Below are 24,134 nucleotides of genomic sequence, written 5' to 3' on the forward strand. Positions count from 1 at the left end.
TATAACTTAATAATTTAGAAAAAGATTTAAGTATTTTCTTACAATTTTATTCAACTGTTGCGGCTTCAAATAAATCTATCAGCCAAAGATTTAAATCAGCTTCAGTAGGTATACTTAATTTTTTGCGAAGTCGGTAACGTTTTGCCTCAATTGCGCGAACTGATGAATTTGTGTAAACAGCAATCTCTTTAGTGGTGAAATTGAGTACAGCAAATGCACATAATTTTTGTTCTGAGGCTATAAGTGCAGGATTAAGTTTTAATAGAGTCTCAAAAAATTTAGGAAACGATTTTCGAAATACAAGCAAAAACGATGGGTCGTCTCTTTCTGCAAGGCTTACAATGTTTTTTAAAATACGCTGATGATCATCTGGAGTAAGAACATTTCGCTCTGAGAAAACGGGTTTAACTATATGTTTAGCGCTATTTTTCGTGGCATTTTTTTTGCGGAAAATATAGAAGACTATAGCTAAAAATACAACACAAAACAATACAAAAACCAAAGCTTTTCTAAAAAAACCTTCACGCGATTTAAACACTTGCAATTTCTCCGAAATAAAACTATCTGTTTCATAACCCCCATTTTCTATGCTATCGGCAAGGGCAATGTATTCATTCAAATATTTCTTTGAATTTTCATGATCACTACTTTCATCGTATGCCATGGACACGTTGAAATATAATTTTTTTAATAATCTCCAGTCTTTTATTTCTTGGGCAATTGGTATTGCTTGAAGATACATCAATATTGCTTTGTCATAATCTCGCTCCATTCTATAGACGTTACCTAACGCTTCCATCGCACCTGCTTCCACCGTTTTGTGCCTAACATCACTAGCAATTTGACGAGATTGATTGAGATAAATTACAGCGGAATCAAGTTTATGAAATTTTAAATATGCATTGCCAATATTTAAATATGCTAACGACTTGGTTTTAGCCTTTAAATTGTAGTGCAAATTCATTTGACTTAGTTGCTCAAAACCCATTTTGTAATATTTTACAACCGAATCGTGCTGATGATTGTACTGGTCGAAATTATACGCCAAGTCATTATAAATAATTCCTAGTCTTGAACGCCTCAATTCTTCGTCGGCAATTTTTTTTGCAAATTTTAAACTTTCATGAAAAAATATTCTACTATCTACAAATTTTCCTGTTTCACCTAAAACCAAGCCTTTTAAACGATAGGCATCTGATATGATTTGATAGTTTTCAATTGAGACACCTATAATAATTGCTTCGTCTGCGTGTTTTTCGGCTAAAAAAAGATTCTTGGTGTGAACTTCTTGCTTACCAGCTATGATGAGTCCGGCGGCCATTTGTTTCTTAAGGTTTGCTTTTTTGGCTTCGCCGTAAGCCTTTAAACCTAATTCTAGTATTTCAAATGTATTTGAAGGAGGTAGCTTTTCAGCAGTAGTCAAGAGACTATCTACATATTTTTCTTGCGAAACCTGCCCAAAAGCCCCAACAAAGGCTGATAGGAAAGTAATGAGAAATGTTATGAAAGAATTTTGCATCTTAATGATTCGATGTAAACATATTTATAACATTGGGGTGCGCAAAATTAAAAAAATTATCAATTCAATTCACTAAAACGTCACGTTTTGAACAATTAACATATTTTTCTTAAAAAGCCAGAACATAATTTATAACAAACCAGTATTATCAATTATCTTTATATATTTTGATATATAATCTTACATATTGTTCTATCATCGAATTTTTAAAACAAAACTTTTAGACAAATTTAAATTTACGAGCAGAAATTTCTTCATTTTTTTTTAAATTGGTATAAGAAATTTCAGCTATGATAGTATCACGAAAATTAAACTGGAAACATATTATTTATTACACCCGATTTAAACTGTTATATTTTATATTATTATCAGTTGCGGTATATGTTCTACACGCAAAATTTAACCTATCCTTTCTAAGTATTCCTTTTAACGGTGTAGCAACGTTGAGCACAGCACTAGCAATTTATTTAGGTTTTAAAAATAATAATGCTTACGATAGATGGTGGGAAGCCAGAAAAATATGGGGATTATTAGTAAATTTCAGTCGCGTTTGGGCTAGAGAGGTAATCACTATGATTACTCCAAAAAATCCTGAAGATTATCTAAAAACCATTGAATTACAAAACAGATTATTATACCGTCATATAGCGTTCGTCCATGCTTTGCGGGTGTTTTTACGCCAGCGAAAAGAATATAACGACAACAATGTTCGGGAAATCATTGAAGTAAGTAACGGCTATGCCGATATTAAAAAATTCATTAGCGAAGAAGAATACGCAGAATTTTTAACTAAACAAAACCCACCGAATTTTTTAATGAAATTACAAGGTGATGATATTAAAGAAGCAGTTGAAAAGGGTTGGATTACGGATTACCGTTTTGTAAAATTAAGTGAAACTTTAGGAGAATTCCAAAATCATCAAGGCATGAGTGAACGTATTAAAAATACGCCTCTACCAAGACCTTACAGTTTTTTCTCCCGTGTTTTCGTTACCATTCATGGTACACTAATACCGTTTGCATTTATTGAAGAGTTAGGATGGATAAACATTCCACTTTCAGTTTTAATCAATTTTGTATTCTTAGCGCTAGATTATGTGGGCGAAAGAACCGAAGATCCGTTTGAAAACCGCATGGACGATGTATCACTTACATCAATTAGCTTAACAATTGAAGAAAATATCAAAGAAATGTATGGAGACGAAGACTTACCAATTAAGCCGAAAGCAAATTTAGGTGTGATTATGTAATAATCCTCTAACACTAAAATAATAAATGGCTATATTTAACTGTGTGTGTTTTATAAAAAAGCCTCACATTTCTGCAAGGCTTTATAATTCTAAAAAAGTGGTCCCACTTGGGCTCGAACCAAGGACCACCTGATTATGAGTCAGGTGCTCTAACCAACTGAGCTATAGGACCAATAAAATGCCTCTTTGAAAGCAATTTATTTAAGGTTGCAATATTACTATAATTTTATTTGCGTTGCAAAATTATTTTCGCCTATTTTATTTCCTGGCAAAGTTCTACCAAAACGCCATTGGTACCCTTTGGATGCAGGAAAGCGACTAATTTATTATCGGCACCTTTTTTGGGGGTTTCGTTTAAAACGGTAAATCCTTCATTTTTTAATCGGTTAATTTCGGTAACAATATCGGTAACATCAAAGGCAATGTGATGAATGCCTTCTCCCTTTTTGTCGAGAAATTTGGCAATCGGGCTGTCGGGATTGGTCGCTTCAAGCAGTTCAATTTTATTGGGGCCGTTTTGAAAAAATAAAGTTTTCACGCCTTCGCTTACGACTTCTTCGGTTTTGTAAGCGGGAACGCCAAGTAGTTTTTCAAAAATTATTTCGGAATCTTGGAGATTTTTTACGGCAATGCCAATGTGTTCTATTTTGTTCATTTGTTGGGATTGAAGCGTTTAATAGAAGCCTGAAGTTTTTCTCTTAGCCCCGTCCCGAAGTTTCGGGAGTAGCAACTATCTTTATATGTAGCAATAACGAAATAAAAATGGTGCAGAAAGAGGGAAATACTTATAAAAAAAATACCTAATCCCGATGCTTCGGGAGGCTTCAAATTCAAAAACAAATATAAAATTAATTTTTTATAACGTTTTCAAACTTTTGGTTTTTAGAGTTTCGGGGTAAAAAGCGTATTTTTGCAGTATGGAAACTAATAGACAGAAAAAAATAGGGAGCGTTCTCCAAAAAGATTTGGTAGATATTTTGCAGGGTGAGGTGCGAAAAAATAATATTTCGAACTTGGTGATTTCGGTTTCGAAAGTGAGTGTAACGACCGATTTGTCGATTGCGCAGGTGTATTTGAGTATTTTCCCGCCGGAAAAAGGTCCTGAGCTTTTGGCTGCAATCCGCACCAACACGCCTTTGATTAAGCACGATTTGTCTCAACGTGTGAAATTGCAATTGCGAAAAGTGCCAAATTTAAATTTTTACATTGACGATTCGCTCGATTATATTGCGAAGATTGACAAGGCTTTGACAGGTGAAGAAAACCCAATTGAGAACCCGGATTTGTTAGAAAAAAGAAAAAAATCTTAATTTGAATTTCCCGTTCTACATCGCCAAACGGTACACGATTAGTTTTAGCAAAAGTAGCGCCATCAATATCATAACGGGCATTGCTTCGGCAGGAATTATTGTGGGAGCTTGTGCGCTTTTCGTAGTGCTTTCGGTTTTTTCGGGTTTGCGCGATTTTAGTTTGTCGTTTTCGAATGATTTTGATCCGGATTTAAAAATTTTTCCGACCAAAGGCAAATCTTTCATGGTTTCGGAAGCGCAACAAAAACAAATCAAAGCCATTGATGGTGTAGAAAACTTCACGAAAGTGATCGAAGAACGCGTGCTTTTTTTATACGAAGAAAAAGAAGTGGTCACGTATCTCAAAGGCGTTGACAGCGTTTTTGAAAAAGTAAATAACGTGCAAAAAAGTATGCATCGTGGCGATTGGCTCGAGCATGGAACGCCTCAAGTGGTAGTAGGTTACGGCATTGCCCACAAACTTTCTTTGGGCTTAATGGGTTTCACGAGTCCGCTGGAAGTTTATGTACCAAAACCCGGAAAAGGTCCGATTAGCAGTAATCCCGAGCAAGCATTTACAACCTCCCAAATTATTCCGGTGGGAATTTTTGCTGTTAATGAAGAACTTGATGACAAATATGTTTTTTGTGATTTAGCGCTTACGCAAAATTTACTCCAATTTGACAAAAATCAAGTTTCGGCGTTAGAATTAAGCATTAGTGCTGATGCCGATGAGGCGAAAATCCGAACAGCACTCGATAAAATTTTCTCTGGAAAAATTACGTTAAAAAATCGTGCACAACTGAACGATTCGTTGTACAAAATGCTCAATACAGAACAAACTGTTTTATACCTCATCTTTACATTAGTAATTATCCTCACCCTTTTCACGCTTGCTGGCGCAATCATCATGCTCATTATTGATAAAAAAAACAATCTTAAAACCTTGTACAGTTTAGGGGTTGAAGTAAAATCACTTCGCCGAATTTTTATGCTCCAAGGGGTAATTCTAACAGTAGTTGGCGGTATTATCGGTTTAATTTTAGGTATTATTATCGTATTACTTCAGCAGGAATTTTTGTTGGTAATGATTACTGAAACTTTGGCCTACCCTATTGTTTTCAACCTCGAAAATTTATTGATTGTAATTGCCACCATTTTCACGCTCGGATTTATTTCATCTTGGATTGCTTCGAGCAGGGTGACCAAAAAATTGCTCGAGTAAATTTTTCCAAAAAACATATTGGCAAAAAGTCTAATTTTGAAAACTTTCTTCGGTTAAATTAGAAAGCTTTTTACAGTATGGAAACCACGCCAAAACCCAACTTTTTATCCCGAATTATTTCGGTTACCAAACAGTCACTTTTTGGCGAAGCCCACTTTGATTATACTTCTGGAAACATTCGCAAAGCCGTCATTTTATTAGCCATTCCAATGGTTTTGGAAATGATGATGGAATCCGTTTTTGCCTTAGTCGATTTGTACTTTGTAGGTCATCTTGAAAATAGCAGTTTCGCGATTCAAACCGTAGGTTTAACAGAGTCGGTTTTAACCATAATTTATTCCATTGCCATAGGTTTAAGCATGGCGGCAACTGCCGTTGTTGCCCGACGAATTGGCGAAAAAGATTCTACCCGTGCCGCAAGATCCGGAATGCAAGCCGTGATGATTGCACTTGTTATTAATTTGCCCATCAGTTTTTTTGGGGTAATTTATGCAACCGACATTTTACAATTAATGGGAGCTTCGCCTGAAGCTGCTCTTCATGGTACCAAATTTATACAAATCATGATGGCGGGAAGTTCGTCAGTAGTTTTGCTTTTTTTAATCAACGGAATTTTTCGTGGAGCCGGAAACGCTGCAATAGCCATGAAAAGTTTAATGATTGCCAATGGCTTTAATATCATTTTATGTCCTGTTTTAATTTCTGGAATTGGCTCGTTTGAAGGCTTCGGTTTAACAGGAGCTGCGATTGCTACTACTACTGGAAGAAGCATTGGCGTTTTATATCAGGCTTGGCATTTGTTCAATGGACAAGGCATTTTAAAAATAAATTTTTCCCACTTTTCGCCACATTTTAAACAAATTAAAGCAATCATAAAAATTGCCGCTCCAGCGATTATGCAATTTGTGATTGCGTCTTGTAGCTGGATTTTTCTCGCCAACTTAGTAGCCACAACCGGAGGTGACGAAGGAAGTGCTGGGTATCAAACCGCATTGAGAATCATGATGTTTTTTATTCTTCCGGCTTGGGGATTGAGCAATGCCGCCAGTACTTTAGTAGGACAAAATTTAGGCGCTAAACAAGTAGATCGAGCGGTAAAATCAGTGATGCAAACCACCAAATACAATGTGATTTTTATGGCTTCCATCATGATCATTACATTGCTTTTTGCACCTTATATTTCTGGTTTTTTTACCAATGATGCCGAAGTTCGAACCATTGCCGTTGAAGCGATTCGAATCATGAGTTTGGGCTACATTTTTTACGGAATTGGGATGGTGATGATTGCCACGTTTAACGGAGCTGGCGATACTTGGACGCCAACTTGGATCAATTTTTTCGGGTTTTGGTTGTTCCAAATTCCGCTGGCTTATTTTTTGGCAAAAGTGGTGCAGCTTGGTCCAACTGGCGTTTTCATTGCCATTCCGGTAGCAGAAACCGCGATTACGATAACCGGATATATTTTGTTTAAAAAAGGAAAATGGAAAACGGTTCAGGTTTAGTTTTTTTGGAGCCAAACATCTGGCATTTTTTAATCGAAATTCCTGCTGTTCGCTTCAATCTGCATTTGCCATTTTCAAAAAATGCCAAATTGCAGGATTTCCGCTTCCATCAGGGCTAAAAAAAAAACTTCAGGCATTTTTTAAACTAAGTTTTAAAACTTTTTCCAACATTAACAAGTAAAGAAACATTTAGCAATATACCATAAAAGGCATATAAGGACATTGAAAGTTTTGAAACTCTGAAACTTTGAAACTTTGAAACTTTAAAACTAAACCCTACACAAACTGAAAGTTACTGTAAACCTCAGTAATTTCTTCAAAAGTTTGGTACAAACCTTCAACATCGTCAGTGGTAACTAATTTTTGTTTGTATTCTTTAAAACCTGGAATTCCTTTAAAATAATTGGTGTAATGACGACGCATTTCTACAATTCCGAGACGTTCGCCTTTCCATTCCATCGACCAGGTGAGGTGATTTCTGGCGGCTTCAACCCGTGCTTGCATGGTTGGAGGTGGTAGTTTTTGACCGGTTTTAAAATAATGTTTGATTTCGTCAAAAATCCACGGATAACCAATTGCCGCACGACCAATCATCATGCCGTCTAAACCAAATCGGTTTTTGTATTCCAACGCTTTTTCCGGAGAATCAATATCTCCGTTTCCAAAAATAGGCATTGAGATTCGTGGATTATTTTTGATGCGTTCGATATGTGTCCAATCCGAATGGCCTTTGTACATCTGAGCTCGCGTTCTGGCATGAACCGTTAATGCCTGAACACCAATATCTTGTAAGCGTTCAGCAACTTCATCAATATTAATAGAATTTTCGTCCCAACCTAAACGAGTTTTGACCGTAACCGGCAAATTTGTGCTTCGGATAACGGCTTTTGTAAGACGAATCATCAAATCAACATCTTTTAAAACGCCTGCTCCAGCTCCTTTGCAAACTACTTTTTTTACGGGACAACCAAAATTAATATCTACCAAATCAGGTTGAACGGTTTCTACAATTTTTGCGGAAAGTGCCATGGCTTCTTCGTCTCCTCCAAAAATTTGGATTCCTACAGGACGTTCATAATCAAAAATATCCAATTTTTGACGGCTTTTCATGGCATCACGAATTAATCCTTCCGACGAAATAAATTCGCTGTACATCATATCAGCACCGTGAAGTTTGCATAATCTGCGAAACGGCGGATCAGAAACATCTTCCATTGGAGCCAATAAAAGTGGATGTTCGGGTAATTCTATCTTGCCAATCTTGACCATCTTCTTGATTTTGGTGCAAAATTACAATTTTTTTGACTTATATTTTTATTTAAGGGTGGTGTGAAAATTTTGAGGCGAACGGTTTTGGCGTAACCAGGTCCAGTTTGTAGCAAAAACACGCTGGAACATTTGCCCTAAGTCCGAAAAACTATTGGGTTTTGATACGTATAAATCAGCTCCTTTTAAAAAACAATTGTGGATATCATTTTTTGTTTTTGACGTTGAGTAAATAACCACTTTGACATTATTTAGTTGCTGATTTTGCCTAATACGTTCCAAACATTCTATTCCATTAATTTGTGGCATGTTTAAATCGAGAAATATAATATCAGGTTTGTCCAGTTCATCATTTTGTAAGTGATGAAAAAGTTGGGAAGGATCTGCATAGGAAACAAAGTGAACATCGTTTGCGATTTCTGCTAAAGCTTCGCGAAATAAAAAATGCTCTTCTCGATCATCATCAATAAGAATAACTTGCAATTGCGATTGCGACATGGTGGTGGTATATTTGGGATTGTAAAAGTATGTAATCTGATTCAATGATGGCGCTAAAAAGCAAAAAAAAAGACTGATTGGAAACATCAGTCATTGTTAAATTTTATTTGTAAATTAAACCATACAATCTATCGTCTCGCTTGTAAACATCTTTAAAGAAACTTACGTTGCCGTTTTCGTCTGCAGCAGCAGTAAAATAAGCAATGTAAACCGGGATTTTCCTTTTTAGTGTGTAATGCTTTTCAGTTCCTGATTTCATGGCTTGGTCAATTTTATTTTCGTTCCAATTTTTATCATCTTCCAAAATAGCAATTGCCAATTCTTTCGCTTTTTCTACCCGAACGCATCCGTGACTTAAAGCTCTTTCTTCTTTATTGAATAAACTTTTGGCTGGTGTATCATGAAGATAAATGTTGTTAGAATTTGGGAACATAAATTTTACCAAACCTAAAGAATTTCGGGGTCCTGGTTTTTGGCGGATGTTGTTACCATTGTATTCCATATTGTGTTCTGCCAGGTAATTACTGTTTTTGGCAATTCCAGGTTTGATTTCTTTTTCTACAATGCTTCTGGGAATATTCCAATAAGGACTAAAAACCAAATAGCTCATTTCACCGCTAAAGACTACGGTTTTATTCATCTCCTTACCTACTACTACATTACTTTCAAGTCGCACTTTGCTATCTTTAATATATCGTACCCGATACGAGGGAATATTTACAGCAATGAACTCGTTCTTTTTAAAATTTTCCACGGGTATCCAGCGGCAACGCTCCATATTTACAACTATGGTTTTAATCCGATCGTCAACAGATACATTTAAGTCCTCTATAAGCGACTTGGTGATAATACTATCCGCATTTTGGTTATTGCGAATTTCGTAATTAACGATTGCCGATTGTAATTCTTTGTCAAATACATTCTTGTTAGAATTATTTTTTAAATCACCAGAAAGGAACAATCGTTTACGAACTTGCGCAATGACGCTCGAGCTATCGCCTATTTTCAACGTTTTGATTCCTTCGGGTAAAATAATGGTGCCCCAACCGCCTTGTTTTTTAATTTTTTGGTATTTGTTGAGTCCTTTTTTTAGGTTGTAATACATAGGAAGTAATTCGGTCTTATCTTGGTTTAACCGATTTGGGTCTTTCATCAAGGTATCTAAGTATGCTACGTAATTTAATTTTTCGCGTGGCAAATACCATCCGGTTTGTTTACTTTGACTGGTTTCAACTCCTTGCAATACATTTTTAGCATAAAAAAAATACATTGATGAAATGAGTAACTCTGATGTTAATTCTGGTTTTTCACCTCGATTGTCAAAGAATAAATTATTAATTTCCGACTTGTATGGAAGTTTTGCCACAACCCCATCAGCCCCAATTTGATTGGTTCGGTTAAAAAGTGCTTCGGCAAATTCAACCATTCCGTCTTTATCGTACCAAATAAAATGATGATTGTATTTCTTGTAGAGTTCATTAATGTCTGGCTGAAACTCTTTAAATTTGGGAAATTTGTTGAAAAAATCAGCCATTTTTGTACTGTCGAAAGCGATGGTTTTATTTTCATCTCGCATTTCTATATCAGATAAATCATTTTCTTTTTTCTTACACGAGGTTACTATTGTATTTAAAGAGACAATGAAGATTAGGGTTAGAATTGTGTTTTTCATAGCATTATTAGTTTGTATTAAATTTACTGAATTTGTTGCGAAAAAGCCTATTTTTTTAATGCGGTTTTAACAATTTACTTTTGGTATTTGAAGGGTTTTAGAGTTTGAAAAATTGTGTTTCAAGTTATTGTGTAAAAAACTATATTTGCCGATTAATTCCGTACCATTTAAACAAATGGTGCTGAGCGAAAATTTTTTGTCGAGGAAGCAGTTTTGAACTTCGGGATTGCGTGAGGGATTGTACGAAAATCCTTTTGTTTCTGGGATTGTAGCGGTAGCGGAAAGACCTAAACAAAAGATTGTAGGGAAAGCCCGACCTGAAAGGACACGCCAAAAAAAAATTGTAGCAGGGAAAAATGCGGAAAAAATAATTGGATAGAGATGAAAAATATTAGAAATTTTTGCATAATTGCACATATTGACCACGGAAAAAGTACACTTGCCGACAGATTGCTTGGTGCTACGCAAACTGTTACCGCTCGTGAAGAAAAAGCGCAATTGCTTGACAACATGGATTTGGAACGTGAACGTGGAATTACCATAAAAAGTCATGCGATTCAAATGGAATATACCTATAAAGGCGAAAAATATATTCTGAATTTGATTGATACGCCTGGACATGTGGATTTTTCGTATGAAGTTTCACGTTCTATTGCGGCTTGTGAAGGTGCATTATTGATTGTTGATGCGGCGCAAAGTATTCAGGCACAAACGATTTCCAATTTGTATTTGGCTTTAGAAAATGACTTGGAAATTATTCCGGTTTTGAATAAAGTAGACTTACCAAGTGCAAATCCAGAAGAAGTTAGTGATGATATTATTGATTTATTAGGATGTAAATTGGAAGATATTATTCACGCTTCTGGGAAAACCGGTTTTGGTGTGGATAAAATTTTGGAAGCCATTATCGAAAAAGTTCCGGCACCAAAAGGAAATGTGGAAGAACCTTTACAAGCTTTGATTTTTGACTCGCATTACAATCCGTTTCGTGGCATTGAAGTTATTTTCCGTGTGAAAAATGGAGAAATTAAAAAAGGGCAAAAGATTAAATTCATGGCAACTGGCAATGAATATTTTGCCGATGAAGTGGGAACTTTGAAATTAAATCAAGTTCCAAAAAATGTAATTTCTACTGGTGATGTTGGTTATTTAATCTCAGGAATTAAAGAAGCAAAAGAAGTAAAAGTGGGTGACACGATTACCGATGCCAAAACACCAACAACCAATATGATTACTGGTTTTGAGAACGTAAAACCAATGGTTTTTGCCGGAATTTATCCAGTTGACACCGAAGATTTTGAGGATTTGCGTGCGTCGATGGAAAAATTGCAATTGAACGATGCTTCGTTAGTTTTTGCTGCTGAAAGTTCTGCCGCACTTGGATTTGGTTTCCGTTGTGGTTTCTTAGGAATGTTGCATTTGGAAATTATTCAAGAACGATTGGAGCGTGAATTTGACATGACCGTTATCACAACTGTTCCTAACGTTTCTTATTTGGCATATACCAAAAAAGAACCCGAAACGGCTATTGTGGTAAACAATCCATCGGATTTGCCTGAACCTTCAAAATTAGATCGAGTAGAAGAACCTTATATCAAAGCAACGATTATTACCAAATCGGATTTCGTGGGTAACGTAATGAGTTTGTGTATTGAAAAACGTGGAATTATAACTAACCAAACCTATTTGACTACCGAAAGAGTTGAGTTGAATTTTGACATGCCTTTGGCGGAAATTGTATTCGATTTTTATGATAGATTAAAAACGGTTTCCAAAGGTTATGCCTCGTTTGATTACTCGCCAATTGGAATGAGAACTTCCAAATTGGTGAAATTAGACGTTTTATTGAATGCACAATCGGTTGATGCGCTTTCGGCTTTGATACACGAAGACAACGCGTATAACATAGGTAAAAAAATGTGTGAAAAACTACGTGAATTAATCCCAAGACAGCAATTTGATATTCCTATTCAGGCGGCAATTGGTGCTAAAATTATTGCACGTGAAACCATCAAAGCATTGCGTAAAGATGTTACTGCAAAATGTTATGGTGGTGATATTTCTCGTAAACGTAAACTTCTTGAAAAACAGAAAAAAGGTAAAAAACGTATGCGCCAAGTTGGAAACGTAGAAATTCCTCAAGAAGCGTTTATGGCTGTTTTGAAGTTGAATGATTAGCCCCCTAATCCCCAAAGGGAGAATTAAAAAAATACTGAAAACCTTGATAGCGGAAGTTATTGAGGTTTTTTTTTGTTGTTTCGCCACGAATTCTCGAATTTTTTATTCTTGAATTTGTGGTTGTTTTTTGCCAAAGATTAAAAGATTTTTCTGAGATTTAAATTGAAATTTATTTTTGTAATAAAAATTTGAAATCTGTAGCTGAAAATTTAAAAACAAAAAAAACCGGACAATTAAATTCATCCGGTTTTTTGGTTTAAAAAATTGACACGTACTACAGTTTTTGTCTGTTATCGTCTGATTTTGTATCGATGAGTTTGTTGTAAGGATCTACGCCAACTTCCACCGGTTTTTGATCTACCACAATGGTTGTTCGATTATTAATTTTGTTAATCTTGTATTTTTTTAAATACAATTCATTTTCTAATTCATAATCGCCTTTTTTGATTTTTTCGCCAAAAACTCCTATTTCAACGTAGTCGTTCAAAGGGTAAGATTGTGCTTTTTTATTGCCTTTCAAAGTATTCCCTTTGGCATCAGTATAAACTTGTTTTCCCTTGGGAGTTGAACGGTATTTTGATACAAAAAAGGTAACATCCACTTCATATTTTCCGTTTGGCAATTTTTTAAAACTCGCTTTGTCCACTTTATTGTCGTAAAGTGTAATAGTTTCAAACATATCTTCTACCAAATATTGTAAATCAGCTGGAGTTTTGGCTTTAATATGATTCACAAATTCAATTGAATTCGTGTAAGGTGCTTCTTGGAAAGCCACTTCTTTAATAAAATCTTTCAAAATATTATTGAAATATTTTTCGCCTAAAAAATCACTCATGGCATATAAAACCAGCGAACCTTTATTATAGTGAATGTACTGCTGGTTTTCATTAAACATCAACGGATTTTCCTCTTTCCACTCCCAAGTTCGTCCCATCAAATAACTATCAAGCGCGTCTTTCAAAAATTTTCGCATTTGGGCTTTACCATATTTGTGTTCCAAAACTTTAAGCGAACTATATTCTGACAAAGATTCTGACAACAAGGTTGCTCCTTTTACATTAGCGCCAATGACCTGATGAGCCCACCATTGATGCGCCACTTCGTGAGAAATTACTGAAAATGGATAATCAACAGCATTTGGATCTTCTTCATCTACGTTGGCAATAAATCCAATGGCTTCAGAAAAAGGAATTGTGTTAGCAAATGATTGTGCAAACGTTCCCATGGTTTTAGGAAACTCTATGATTCGCACCTGTTTGTGTTGATACGGACTAAAATTTTCAGAATAATAGGTAAGTGATTTTTTAATGGCATCCATCATTCTATTCAGGTTATAATCGTGACCTTCGTGGTAATAGATTTCGAGATTTACATCATTCCATTTGTCGCGAGCTACCTCGTATCTACCGGAATTAAACGCATAAAAATTCAGCATTTTTTGATCCATTTTATAATGGAAATAATTGCGGCCGTCTTTTTCCCATTTTTTCTGAAGATATCCTGGAGCAATAGCCGTTTGGTCTCCCGAAGTACTTACGGTTGTTTCAAATGTAATCCAATCGGCATCGTTAGAAATGTAAGTATTTTGCCTTGCGATGGAATCATTGGTGGCTGCCATTCTTTCTTTTGGTGCCAAATTATATTTCTTTCTGATGTCATTATCAATGATTTCGGATTCTTCAGAATATCCAAATGCCGGGAAAATAAAATTATTAATAAAAGTTCCGTTTTCAATTACTGGAGAACGGTCTTCGAGCAAAGTATTTTTTTCGTTTTGAACCATAATATTTACTCGCATCGAATCGCCAGGAAGCATGGTTTTTTCCAATTTGTAAATATTGAAATCCATTACAGTATCATTTAAAACCATCTTATTTGGCAATGAAAAAGTAATTGTCTTTAGATTATTGCCATAATTTAAAAATAACGAATCGATATTTTTTCCGGTTTTGTTTACCATCACATAGTTTACCGAAGCTTTGTAATTTCGTTCTTCTGGGAAAATTTCCATATCCACTTTTACATCTACAATTCTCGGTTGCGGACTTTTTTCGTATTTTTTATATTTTTTTTCAAAATCTACTCGTTGCAATTCAATTTCCTGCGAAGTGTAAAACGGACGGCTTTTAGTATCTAAGCGATAAATCGCAAATCCGAGCGAAACAAAAAGTACTAATGCTAAGATTGTTGGCAATAAAACGGCAGAACGCATTCTTTTTCCTGCCACTTTAAAACGTTCTTTGATTCCGGAAAGAATGCCTCGTCTGAAAAATAAAAGTCCAATGCCGTAAAGCGCCAAAACTAATAGTAACCAATAAATTTTGAAGATAAAAAAGCTACGAACAGTACCGTAACCATTCATGTCGCTATAGCTGTAACCTGGTCCCGAATTGAATAAATAAACCGGATGTTCCACTCCAAGTGCACTGATTCCGGGAAGGATAAGCAGCAAAACTAAAATCGCAAAAAATCCTACCAAATAATTTTTGAAAAGTGATTGCACAAAAAGCGAAAACAGCATCAAGATTACCAAATCAATTAATTTAAATCCGAATAATTCTTTGATGTAATGTAAAATTTCGAAATTGTAATAACCTAAATAAGTTTGCACCAACATTCCAGAAAAAATTCCTACAAGAAGTAAAATGCAAGTCATTTTGAGCAACGCCAAAAACTTAGAAAGAAACAACGTCCAGTTTGGAATTGGCGTAGAATCGACCAAATAATTTATGCGGCTGTTGGCGGAATGTTGTAACAAAAATCCGGCGAACAACATGATGAGGATTCTGGTAAACAAACTTATAAAAAACCCCATCATATCTAATACTTTCCAAGTTACCGGATAGGTCGATGTCCCGTAAAGTTCTTGTCCTAATGTGTAACCTGAAATGAGAATAAAAATCATCAAAATGGCTACAATCGTAATAAAAATCCAGCTTTTGGTAATAAACCTCAACTCAATATTGGATAAGTTCCAGGCGGTTTTTAAGTTTTGACCAAAAGAAAAATCGAAATCTACTTTTGGCAAATTGATTCTGATAATGCTTCCGAAGTTATTTTTAACAACTCGTTCCGCTTTTTTCGCCCGTCTAAAAGTAATCGCCGAAAAGCTAAACGAAAAAGTAAAATACAAGATGATAAAAAATAAGAGTCCAACCCCAATCCAAATCAAACGGTTGTATAAAATCACATTTTCAAATGGAATATCTCTCACGTTTTGTTCATCAACCGTCCAGTATTTTACTACATAACTTAACGCTTCCATTCCATAAGGCTCAACTAATGCAGCCGTAAATTTATTTTCCATGTCATTGGTTAAATTGCCTAAAAGTCCTTGGAACACAAATAATACAATGACAAAAATAAATCCGATGTACACATTTCGCGTAAGCGTAACCAACGTAAAAATAATCATCCCAATGAAGAAAATATTGGGAATTACAAAAATGGCATAAGCCTGAAAATATGCGCCAATATTGATGGGGCCTAATAAATCGGGATTTGCAAAAGGTAAAGCTGTTGCCAACAAAAATGCTAATCCAATTGAAAAAGTGATTAAAACTGTGATAAAAAATCCGCTGAGAAATTTTCCTACCAAATAATCAAATTTATTAAACGGATAAGAATATAAAACCGTATGGGTATTGTATTTAAAATCTCGGTAAACCGTTGCACCAATCACTGTTGGCACAATAAAATAAATCAGTTGACTTAACGAACCAATGATTCCGTTAATTGCCAATGGCGAGTTTACAATGGTATTAGAGGCAGTAGTTGTAGAAAAACTATCAAAATACCCAACTGCATCTGCCATCAAGAAAAACGAGAGCAGGAAAAAAACCGCAAAATAGATGTAAAAAGGAAATCCTCTAAACCATCTTTTAAATTCGAATGAAAAAATAGTGCCCAGCATTATACAGTTTCTTTTTTAAGTGCTACAAAATATACATCTTCTAACTGAGGTTTTGCCTGAACAAAAGTTTCGTTTGGTTGAAATTCGCTCAAAACACGAATATTTAGCGTGTTATTTTGATTATAATTTGAAGAAATAATATTGAATTGCTTTGAAAAATCGTCATATTCTTCACGCTCGATGATTCTCATCCAGATTTTTCCTTCCAGCTCTGCTTCGGCCTGGTCTGGAGTTCCTCTAAAAAGAATTTGTCCACCATTTAATATTGCCAATTCGTGGCATAATTCTCTCACATCATCCACAATGTGAGTGGAAAAAATAACCGTGTGATTTGTTCCAATTTCTCTCAAAACATTTAAAAAACGATGTCTTTCGGCAGGATCCAAACCGGCAGTTGGTTCGTCCACAATAATTAATTTTGGGTTGTTCAAAAGCAATTGCGCAATCCCAAAACGCTGTTTCATTCCACCAGAATAACCACTTACACTTTTATTTCTTACTTCCCATAAATTGGTCACTTCCAAAACTTCTCTGATAATTTTTTTTCTGTCCGAAGCTTTTGCAATTCCTTTCAATTGGGCAAAATAATCCAATAATTTTTGAGCCGAAAGATTAGGGTAAACTCCAAATTCCTGCGGAAGGTAGCCTAATATTTTTCGCAATGAATTATTATCTTCTAAAACATTGATGTCATCAAAAAAAATACTGCCCGAATCAGGTTTCTGCAAGGTCGCGATTGTACGCATGAGCGAAGATTTTCCGGCACCATTTGGCCCTAAAAGTCCAAACATTCCCGAACCGATTTCGAGGTTTAAATTGTCGAGTGCTTTGACACCGTTAGAATACGTTTTGCTTAAATTATTTATTTTCAGTCTCATAAAATAAAGAGTTTTGGTTGAAGATTTAAATGATAAGTGGCAAGTTACCGATTTTTGTTACAGGTTTTTAAGAATTATAAGTAAGAATTTTCATTATTTCTAAACCCGTTTTCAAATTGTATCTTTGCCATTCTTAAAATTTAAAATAATGATTGAAGATAAAAATCAACCCAGAACCAGCATTTCTCAATTAGGCGAATTTGGACTAATTGAACACCTTACGAAAAACTTTGGCGTAAGCCATACCTCAACCATAAAAGGAATTGGCGATGATGCTGCTGTTTTAGATTTTAAAAATAAAAAAACCATTGTTTCGACTGATTTGCTGATTGAAGGCGTTCATTTTGACCTTTCCTACATGCCGTTGAAACATTTGGGTTATAAAGCTGTGGTGGTTAACGTTTCGGATATTTTTGCGATGAATGCTAACCCTACGCAAATCACGGTATCTGTAGCGGTTTCTAATCGATTTCCGCTTGAAGCTTTAGACGAACTTTTCTCTGGAATTAATTTGGCGGCCAAAGAATATAATGTAGATGTAATTGGTGGTGATACAACTTCCTCACAAAAAGGATTAATCATTAGCATTACTGCAATTGGCGAGGCTGAAGACCACGAAATTGTTTACAGAAATGGAGCAAAACCAAATGATTTGCTTGTAGTTACAGGCGATTTAGGAGCAGCTTACATGGGATTACAAGTTTTAGAAAGAGAAAAACAGGTGTTTCAAGTGAACCCAAATAACCAGCCGGATTTAGACCCTTACACTTATATCATTGAACGTCAATTGAAGCCAGAGGCTCGAAAAGACATTCGCACCTTGTTATTTGCTTTGGAAATAAAACCAACTTCTATGATTGATATTTCTGATGGACTTTCGTCAGAAATTATGCATTTGTGCAAGCAAAGTAATGTAGGTTGTAATTTATTTGAAGAAAAATTACCACTTGACCCCTCGTTTATTAATGTTTGTGAAGAATTTAATATTGATAGTACAACGGTGGCTATTAATGGTGGCGAAGATTACGAATTGTTGTTTACGATTTCAATGAATGATTTTGATAAAATAAAAGGTAATCCTAACTTCACAGTGATTGGTCACATGACAGAAAATTCTGAAGGAATACATTTAATTACGCGAGCAAACACAAAAATTGAATTGAAAGCAAGAGGCTGGAATGCGCTTTCGGAATAAAAAAAAGTGATGAATGGGGGTCACCACTTTTTTTATCTTTTGGGGTTAAAAATACAAATATCCTGATTTGGGGAAAAAGGGATTTGTGTTATGTTTTTGGATTAACATTTAACTTTTGTAAAGATAAAACACTTTGATTAAAAGCAGGTTACGGTAAAACCGCAAATTTTTTACGGTAAAACCACAATTAAAAAAGCAGCGTTTTTGGCGCTGCTTTTTTAATTGATGTAAGTTAATAATTTTAATTCTGGGGAATCAAAAAGGGGAAATTGTGTTTTGTGGTATAAGGTCTGAATGGCGGTTTGATAAAAATACGTAAAAAGTTAAATTTTGGTTTATAAAAAATAAAAAAAATTGATTCGCCTAAATAAACAGTTTTTTGTTTTCAATTTTATAGGGTATTTTGTAACATTAATATTTTATATTAATCCGCGTGTTCTAGCTTCGGCAATTAAAGCTTCATCATCGTTACCTTTTATATTAAATTGATCTTTTAAGTTGAGTTTTCTTTTTTCAATAGCACTTAAAGAAAGTGGCGTGTGCAAGGGTAAATTTTTGGTTTTGACGCCTCGAGATAAGTGATACAAAATTTGCAAATCGAGTTCGTCAACATTAATGCCTATAGTTTTAGGTTGCGTAACAAATTTCATTACGGTTTGACTATAATACGTTTCTCCTTTAATAATTTTATCAAAAGCTAATAACAATTCATCAAATGTGAGATCGTTTTTGATAATCAGCCCGTTAGGATTAATATTTTTAATAATATTATTTATTTTAAGCGATTCAGTATGCATCGTTAATAATATTACTTTGCAATTTGGCTGTAAATTCTTGATTAGCTTAGCCAAATCTTCTCCTGAGAGGATATTTTTTTCAGGATAGGGTGGCATGCTAATGTCAAAAAATGCTACATCAAAGTTTGTTACTTGGGGATTTACTAAAATATCGTAACCAGATTTGCAGTTGTTTGCTTGTGTTGTCGAAAATTCGTATTCTGTGGGGTGGTAGCCTGCAATAGTATTCTTGTAAGCTTCGATGATGAATGGGTGGTCATCAACGATTAAAATGTTAATTTTTTTTGTCATCTTGTTGAGTTTGGGGATTAGGTACTTTGGGTATTGTCAATAAGATTGTGGTTCCTTTTTTAGGGGATGACTCAATGTGGATGTTACCGCCGCAAGATTCGGCACGAGAAATCATATTTTGCAACCCTATTCCTTTGCTTTTTTTCTCTGGTGAAAATCCTTTTCCGTCATCTGAAACAGTTAGTAAAATCATATTATCGTGGTTTTTTAAGTCGACAATAATATTGTTTGCGTTGGCATATTTATTAATGTTTTGTAATGATTCTTGAAGAATTCTATAAAGGTTAATTTTAATATTGTTGTGTACTTTATCCCATGGTATTTCGGGATCAAAAGTAAAATCGAGGTGGGCCTCAGAAATATTTTCTTGTTGATCAATCAAGTTATTTACAATGCCCACAAAGTTATTATTGAGTGCAAATTTTTCACGGTTCAAATCATGAGAAATTTCGCGAATGTCTTGCTCTATAATTTTAAGTTCTTCTAAAAATTGTTTTCTGTTTTGAGCCGCTTCTTGGTCAATGCGTTTATTAAGACTATCTAGGTTTAATCTGGCACCGAATAATCGTCCTAAAATTCCGTCGTGAAGCTCTTGTGCAATTCTTTTTTTCTCAAAAATCCTTCCTTCCTCAATCTTCGACTGTTGAGATAGCATGAGACTATAAATTTCCTCATTTGCTTTTTGCTGGGCTTGTTTTAGGATAAGCTCGCGGGTTTTTGTTCGTTGGTTTTTGATGATAAATAGCAGCAATCCTATGAGCATTACAACTATAAAGATGTATAAAATTGTACGGTTTTGTTCAGTTAACCTGTCATTTTTCAGGATAATTTCATCAGTTTCAAATTCAATTCGGGCAAATTTTTCCTTGGCTTTGCGTTCAGCTTGTTGTAAGCTGTCGTTGAGTTTAATGTACTCTTCATTATAAGCAACTGCATTATTTTTATCGACCTTACCCAAGTTTTTTAAAGCACTTAAAATATCTTGGTGCACTTTAGTTTCACGCGAGGCACGTAAAGCTTCTTTTGCGTAATCAATTGATTTTGCGGTATCTCCTTCTGCCAAATAATATTCTGAGAGGTGAATGTTGCTGTAGATTGCATCTGTAAAATTCAAACTATCCCGAACTTTTAGGGATTGGTAAAACAGTTCTGGGAGATCTTTAGTATCGTTTAATTTGAACTTTGAATATGCCAAGTTATCCAATAAGGCTGCATATAGAATTGGCTTGTCAATCAGCAGACCTCTATCGTTTAATCCGTTTTGAAACATTTTTTTTGCTAAACCGAATTGTTCTTGTGCTTGATAAACACTTCCCAAATTATTAAGTGATGTTGATACCAAATGATACTCATTTTTTGAGTCGTTTTGGCGTGCAAGTTCCAAAGCCTTGGTATGATATTCTATCGATTTTTGATAGTCTTGTAGCTCGAACGAAATAAATCCCAATACATTATTTGCCTCGTAAATCTTGTCTATTTGCTTAGTGTCTCGTAACGTATTTAACGCCTGAATCGCAGATACTTCTGCACCGTAATAATCTTTCTCGTAACTTTTGACTACAGCAATATTGATATAAACCTGTCCTAAATTAATTTGGTCACCAAATTTTTTATAAAGTTTTTCAGCTTTCCTGTAAAAAGTATAAGCGCTATCTTTACTTGCAGAAGATGAGTAAAAATCCCCTAAATAATTATAGGCTTTAGCGGTAGAAATGCTATCATTGTCGTCTATTGAACGTACTAAAACTTGCTTAGTACTTTCTTTGTAACCTTTGTAATCGTTTAGATTAAAAAAACGATTAGCTACTCTAAAAAGGTTAACCCTATTTAGTGAATCATTTTGATTTTTGAGTAATAATTCAAAAGCTTTATTATTGCTTTCGAGCCGATCTTCACGAGAATAAGAAAGGTCAGTTGCCTTTTCTAATTGAATAGAAATACTATCTTGGACAGCCAAATCGCTACCATTTTTAGTACTATTAGAGCAACTAAAAGTATAAAAAAGTATAAAAAGTAGGGAAATTCTTTTCAACTTGAGGGCGTTTGCCGTCAAATGTAAGAAAAAAATGAATGAAAAAATAAAATCTATTATAAAGAAAAAAGGTAGACAAATTGTCTACCTTTAGAATTCAATATTTTTCTACATTACTAAGCTAAGTAAGTATCTAATTTTTTGTTTCCTCCTACTACTTGAGTTCCGCAACCGTTACCGCCACTTTCATTGCTGTAAGCGTAATCGTCTAATTTTTTATTCCCTCCAATTACTTGAGTTCCGCCTCCATTACCGCCACTTTCATTACTGTAAGCGTAATCGTCTAATTTTTTATTCCCTCCAATTACTTGAGTTCCACCTCCATTACCGCCACTTTCATTACTGTAAGCGTAATCGTCTAATTTTTTATTTCCTCCAATTACTTGAGTTCCACCTCCATTACCGCCACTTTCACGGTAATTAGCATAATCATCTAATTTCTTGTTTCCACCTATCACCTGAGTTCCGCCTCCATTACCGCCACTCGTTTTGCCATCACCCTTTTCAATGTTGTCATTGTTGGTGAAAGATGTTAATACTACTAATGAAAATAATCCTAAAGTTACAATAGCTTTTCTCATGATTATGTTGTTTTTTTGGGTTACAATTGTGGTACTAAATGTTTTTTGAAAACGAAAGTTCTTTAACTTTCTCGGTGTAAAACTAAATACTTTGTATAAGAATTATCTTGCATTTTTCAGCCGTTTAGTAGATGACACAATTGTATGAGTAGATGAACCGAATTTGAGAGAATTTGGAATTTTATAATTCGCGGTAATTATGCTTTGCAATTAAATCAATGATATTTTCAATTGCTTCTTTATAAGATTTTGAAAAAGGGATTTTTTCATTTTTTACATAAATGAATGCATTTCCCATTTGAATACGCGAAATCTTCTCCATATTAACAATATAGCTGTTGTGAATTCGATGAAAATTTTTTGGAAGTATCTGCTCAAAGTGCTTTAAGGTTTTAAAAGCTGTGAGCGTTTCACCGTTTTCTAGGAAAATATCAGTAGAATTATTGTCTGCTTTTAAGTACAATACCTCGTCCGATTGAAAATACCGGTAATCTCCATATGATTTTAGGCAAAATGTAAGCGGTTTTTCTTTGTTAGCCATAATTTCATCTTCAATTACCACAATAGGTTCTGTAGGTTCAATCGGCTGAACAATTTGGTTCTTTTTCTCCAATCTTAAAATTGCCTTTCTGATGTCTGTTTTTTGGTAAGGAAATAAGATGTAATCATGAACACCATATTTGATGGCCTCAAATGCTTGATTAACATTCTTAGAGGTAACAAAAATCTCAGGTACCTTCAACAGGAAGCGATGGAGTTCGCTTATAAAATGGAGTGAGAGTTGGCTCTGGGATGTATTTGGAGTAATTTCGAGAAAAACAATTTGAGGTTTTTGCTCTAATACTAAGTCAATTCCGTCATTGAAGTTATGTGCATCACCCTTAAATTGAAGCTGTGGAAATGCATCGGCAATCCGACGAATTTCCATAACCCGATCTTGGTCATCGTTGATGATAACGTAGTGATACTTCATTAAATTGCTTTACAAAATTTGTTTTTGGACTTCTTGCTGATGCAAGGGGAATTTTGTCAGAGCAATGGGGTTAAGCTATTTTTGTGGGAGTTGGGGAACTTGCACAAAAATAACTGTTCTGGTAAATTACAATAATTAATTTTTTATAATTGCTAACTATTGTTAAATATTCTCCAAAAACAAATATAATTTTCTTGTTAAAATCAAAAAAGTTTTAAGGTAACAATACGTTAAAAAGCAATTATATTCGATAAACGGTATAAAAAAAGGCTTCATCTAGTGATGAAGCCTTTTACTTATTAATTTACTAAATTTTATCTATAGGTAAAGTTAAATGTTTCAGTTGAAGTTTCTCCACTATCATCAGTTACAACCATTGTAGCAGAAATTGGATAATTATCAGCATTATAGGCATAACTAGTTAACACCGTTGATACAATTTGTCCTTGCAAATTTTTAACAACTACTTTTGTTGTGTTATTTACGGGCAACATTGTTTTGGCCCTAACAATTTCTTCAGGCAAGCTTTGCATATTCAAATTAAGTTCTACTCTATCTAAAACATCAATGACCCCAGCCGCTTTTAAAGTGTGATAGCCAAAAAATGGTTTGTTATCGTAAGTTACCTCCGCTCTGTATTCTTCGATATTTCCATTGTAATCTTCCTCAAATAGTCTCAACATTACTGGGTTACCTTTTGAATCATAATTTAAAACTTCGCCCACATCGTATGCTTGATATGGTGCCTGGTACAATTCTGCAATAGCAAATACATCGCCGTCGCCGGTAATATTTGTAAGATTATTATTTTCATAAACTAAAGCGCTACTTTCAGATCCGTTTTCCACGCTAATCACTTTACCAGAGGCGTCATAATTAAATACAATGGTTTCAGGACCATCAGTGCTTGAAGCATTTAATGTTCGAATGTATCTCGCCACAGCATTTCCATTGGCATCCTCAAATTCGTCGGAGTTAGATCCACTACATCCGGCTACCAATACCGTAGCCAAAATTGAAATTGATAATAAGGTTTTTTTCATGTTAAAATAATATTAATTGATGCCAAATATAT

The 24,134-nt window shown here is 34.7% G+C and carries 18 protein-coding genes and 1 tRNA gene; 6 read left to right on the top strand and 13 right to left on the bottom strand.

Annotation, left to right across the window (positions count from 1 at the left end; translation table 11 throughout):
- Positions 1–46: 46 nt before the first annotated feature.
- Positions 47–1,519 carry a tetratricopeptide repeat protein gene (locus tag GV828_RS06890; protein WP_166536751.1) on the bottom strand — a complete coding sequence of 491 codons (1,473 nt, stop codon included), beginning with the start codon at positions 1,517–1,519 and terminating at the stop codon, positions 47–49.
- Between the two features lie 290 nt (positions 1,520–1,809).
- On the opposite strand from GV828_RS06890, the gene GV828_RS06895 reads away from it, so the two are divergent.
- The gene (locus tag GV828_RS06895; protein ID WP_166536752.1) at positions 1,810–2,769 is read left to right on the top strand and encodes a bestrophin family protein; all 960 of its coding nucleotides are present in this window, start codon (positions 1,810–1,812) and stop codon (positions 2,767–2,769) included.
- A gap of 98 nt (positions 2,770–2,867) precedes the next feature.
- On the opposite strand, the gene GV828_RS06900 is transcribed toward GV828_RS06895, so the two are convergent.
- Together GV828_RS06900 and mce are read right to left on the bottom strand one after the other, a co-directional pair.
- Positions 2,868–2,941: transfer RNA gene (locus GV828_RS06900), tRNA-Ile, on the bottom strand.
- An 81-nt stretch (positions 2,942–3,022) separates the two neighbouring features.
- On the bottom strand, positions 3,023–3,424 hold the full coding sequence (gene mce / locus GV828_RS06905; protein WP_166536753.1) for a methylmalonyl-CoA epimerase: 402 nt from the start codon (positions 3,422–3,424) through the stop codon (positions 3,023–3,025).
- Between the two features lie 262 nt (positions 3,425–3,686).
- Between mce and rbfA the strand changes: the two genes are divergently transcribed.
- The 3 genes from rbfA to GV828_RS06920 all read left to right on the top strand — a co-directional run bounded on the left by rbfA (position 3,687) and on the right by GV828_RS06920 (position 6,785).
- Entirely contained in the window at positions 3,687–4,079 is a 393-nt protein-coding gene (gene rbfA, locus GV828_RS06910; RefSeq protein WP_166536754.1) for a 30S ribosome-binding factor RbfA, read from the top strand.
- 1 nt (position 4,080) lies between these two features.
- Positions 4,081–5,283, top strand: coding sequence for an ABC transporter permease (locus tag GV828_RS06915; RefSeq protein ID WP_166536755.1), 1,203 nt, complete (start codon positions 4,081–4,083; stop codon positions 5,281–5,283).
- Positions 5,284–5,360: 77 nt separating this feature from the next.
- Positions 5,361–6,785, top strand: coding sequence for an MATE family efflux transporter (locus tag GV828_RS06920; RefSeq protein WP_166536756.1), 1,425 nt, complete (start codon positions 5,361–5,363; stop codon positions 6,783–6,785).
- A gap of 276 nt (positions 6,786–7,061) precedes the next feature.
- Here the strand turns inward: GV828_RS06920 and dusB are convergent, their stop codons facing one another.
- The 3 genes from dusB to GV828_RS06935 form a co-directional block, all read right to left on the bottom strand.
- Entirely contained in the window at positions 7,062–8,054 is a 993-nt protein-coding gene (gene dusB, locus GV828_RS06925; RefSeq protein WP_166536757.1) for a tRNA dihydrouridine synthase DusB, read from the bottom strand.
- A gap of 45 nt (positions 8,055–8,099) precedes the next feature.
- A complete protein-coding gene (locus tag GV828_RS06930) occupies positions 8,100–8,549 on the bottom strand; it encodes a response regulator (RefSeq protein WP_166536758.1) in 450 nt (149 codons plus the stop codon).
- A gap of 103 nt (positions 8,550–8,652) precedes the next feature.
- A complete protein-coding gene (locus GV828_RS06935; RefSeq protein WP_166536759.1) occupies positions 8,653–10,221 on the bottom strand; it encodes a L,D-transpeptidase family protein in 1,569 nt (522 codons plus the stop codon).
- A gap of 381 nt (positions 10,222–10,602) precedes the next feature.
- Between GV828_RS06935 and lepA the strand changes: the two genes are divergently transcribed.
- Positions 10,603–12,399: a translation elongation factor 4 gene (gene lepA / locus GV828_RS06940; RefSeq protein WP_166536760.1), complete on the top strand. Its 1,797-nt coding sequence runs from the start codon at positions 10,603–10,605 to the stop codon at positions 12,397–12,399.
- Between the two features lie 274 nt (positions 12,400–12,673).
- On the opposite strand, the gene GV828_RS06945 is transcribed toward lepA, so the two are convergent.
- Entirely contained in the window at positions 12,674–16,312 is a 3,639-nt protein-coding gene (locus GV828_RS06945; RefSeq protein WP_166536761.1) for an ABC transporter permease/M1 family aminopeptidase, read from the bottom strand.
- Positions 16,312–17,190 (bottom strand): ABC transporter ATP-binding protein, encoded by an 879-nt coding sequence (locus GV828_RS06950; protein ID WP_166536762.1) that lies wholly within the window; start codon positions 17,188–17,190, stop codon positions 16,312–16,314. Before GV828_RS06950 ends, GV828_RS06945 begins: the two co-directional genes overlap by 1 nt.
- A 148-nt stretch (positions 17,191–17,338) precedes the next feature.
- Here GV828_RS06950 and thiL point away from each other — a divergent pair, with 148 nt between their 5' ends.
- Positions 17,339–18,385 carry a thiamine-phosphate kinase gene (gene thiL / locus GV828_RS06955; RefSeq protein ID WP_166536763.1) on the top strand — a complete coding sequence of 349 codons (1,047 nt, stop codon included), beginning with the start codon at positions 17,339–17,341 and terminating at the stop codon, positions 18,383–18,385.
- Between the two features lie 419 nt (positions 18,386–18,804).
- Here thiL and GV828_RS06960 read toward each other — a convergent pair whose 3' ends face one another.
- The 5 genes from GV828_RS06960 to GV828_RS06980 all read right to left on the bottom strand — a co-directional run bounded on the left by GV828_RS06960 (position 18,805) and on the right by GV828_RS06980 (position 24,102).
- Positions 18,805–19,473: a response regulator gene (locus GV828_RS06960; protein ID WP_166536764.1), complete on the bottom strand. Its 669-nt coding sequence runs from the start codon at positions 19,471–19,473 to the stop codon at positions 18,805–18,807.
- A complete protein-coding gene (locus GV828_RS06965; protein ID WP_166536765.1) occupies positions 19,457–21,430 on the bottom strand; it encodes a tetratricopeptide repeat-containing sensor histidine kinase in 1,974 nt (657 codons plus the stop codon). Before GV828_RS06965 ends, GV828_RS06960 begins: the two co-directional genes overlap by 17 nt.
- A gap of 191 nt (positions 21,431–21,621) precedes the next feature.
- On the bottom strand, positions 21,622–22,086 hold the full coding sequence (locus GV828_RS06970) for a hypothetical protein (protein ID WP_166536766.1): 465 nt from the start codon (positions 22,084–22,086) through the stop codon (positions 21,622–21,624).
- A 181-nt stretch (positions 22,087–22,267) separates the two neighbouring features.
- Entirely contained in the window at positions 22,268–23,059 is a 792-nt protein-coding gene (locus GV828_RS06975; protein ID WP_166536767.1) for a LytR/AlgR family response regulator transcription factor, read from the bottom strand.
- A gap of 314 nt (positions 23,060–23,373) precedes the next feature.
- Positions 23,374–24,102 carry a hypothetical protein gene (locus GV828_RS06980; protein ID WP_166536768.1) on the bottom strand — a complete coding sequence of 243 codons (729 nt, stop codon included), beginning with the start codon at positions 24,100–24,102 and terminating at the stop codon, positions 23,374–23,376.
- Positions 24,103–24,134: the final 32 nt, after the last annotated feature.

The sequence above is a fragment of the Flavobacterium ichthyis genome, from assembly GCF_009915155.1.
Taxonomy (GTDB): Bacteria; Bacteroidota; Bacteroidia; order Flavobacteriales; family Flavobacteriaceae; genus Flavobacterium; species Flavobacterium ichthyis.

Bases quoted from the DNA above. Each gene is read 5' to 3' on its own strand.
- GV828_RS06975 (WP_166536767.1), bottom strand. From the start codon at position 23,059: ATGAAGTATCACTACGTTATCATCAACGATGACCAAGATCGGGTTATG.
- GV828_RS06920 (WP_166536756.1), top strand. From the start codon at position 5,361: ATGGAAACCACGCCAAAACCCAACTTTTTATCCCGAATTATTTCGGTT.
- GV828_RS06945 (WP_166536761.1), bottom strand. From the start codon at position 16,312: ATGCTGGGCACTATTTTTTCATTCGAATTTAAAAGATGGTTTAGAGGA.
- GV828_RS06895 (WP_166536752.1), top strand. From the start codon at position 1,810: ATGATAGTATCACGAAAATTAAACTGGAAACATATTATTTATTACACC.
- GV828_RS06970 (WP_166536766.1), bottom strand. From the start codon at position 22,086: ATGAGAAAAGCTATTGTAACTTTAGGATTATTTTCATTAGTAGTATTA.
- lepA (WP_166536760.1), top strand. From the start codon at position 10,603: ATGAAAAATATTAGAAATTTTTGCATAATTGCACATATTGACCACGGA.
- dusB (WP_166536757.1), bottom strand. From the start codon at position 8,054: ATGGTCAAGATTGGCAAGATAGAATTACCCGAACATCCACTTTTATTG.
- GV828_RS06935 (WP_166536759.1), bottom strand. From the start codon at position 10,221: ATGAAAAACACAATTCTAACCCTAATCTTCATTGTCTCTTTAAATACA.
- GV828_RS06960 (WP_166536764.1), bottom strand. From the start codon at position 19,473: ATGACAAAAAAAATTAACATTTTAATCGTTGATGACCACCCATTCATC.
- GV828_RS06890 (WP_166536751.1), bottom strand. From the start codon at position 1,519: ATGCAAAATTCTTTCATAACATTTCTCATTACTTTCCTATCAGCCTTT.
- mce (WP_166536753.1), bottom strand. From the start codon at position 3,424: ATGAACAAAATAGAACACATTGGCATTGCCGTAAAAAATCTCCAAGAT.
- GV828_RS06930 (WP_166536758.1), bottom strand. From the start codon at position 8,549: ATGTCGCAATCGCAATTGCAAGTTATTCTTATTGATGATGATCGAGAA.
- thiL (WP_166536763.1), top strand. From the start codon at position 17,339: ATGATTGAAGATAAAAATCAACCCAGAACCAGCATTTCTCAATTAGGC.
- GV828_RS06950 (WP_166536762.1), bottom strand. From the start codon at position 17,190: ATGAGACTGAAAATAAATAATTTAAGCAAAACGTATTCTAACGGTGTC.
- rbfA (WP_166536754.1), top strand. From the start codon at position 3,687: ATGGAAACTAATAGACAGAAAAAAATAGGGAGCGTTCTCCAAAAAGAT.
- GV828_RS06980 (WP_166536768.1), bottom strand. From the start codon at position 24,102: ATGAAAAAAACCTTATTATCAATTTCAATTTTGGCTACGGTATTGGTA.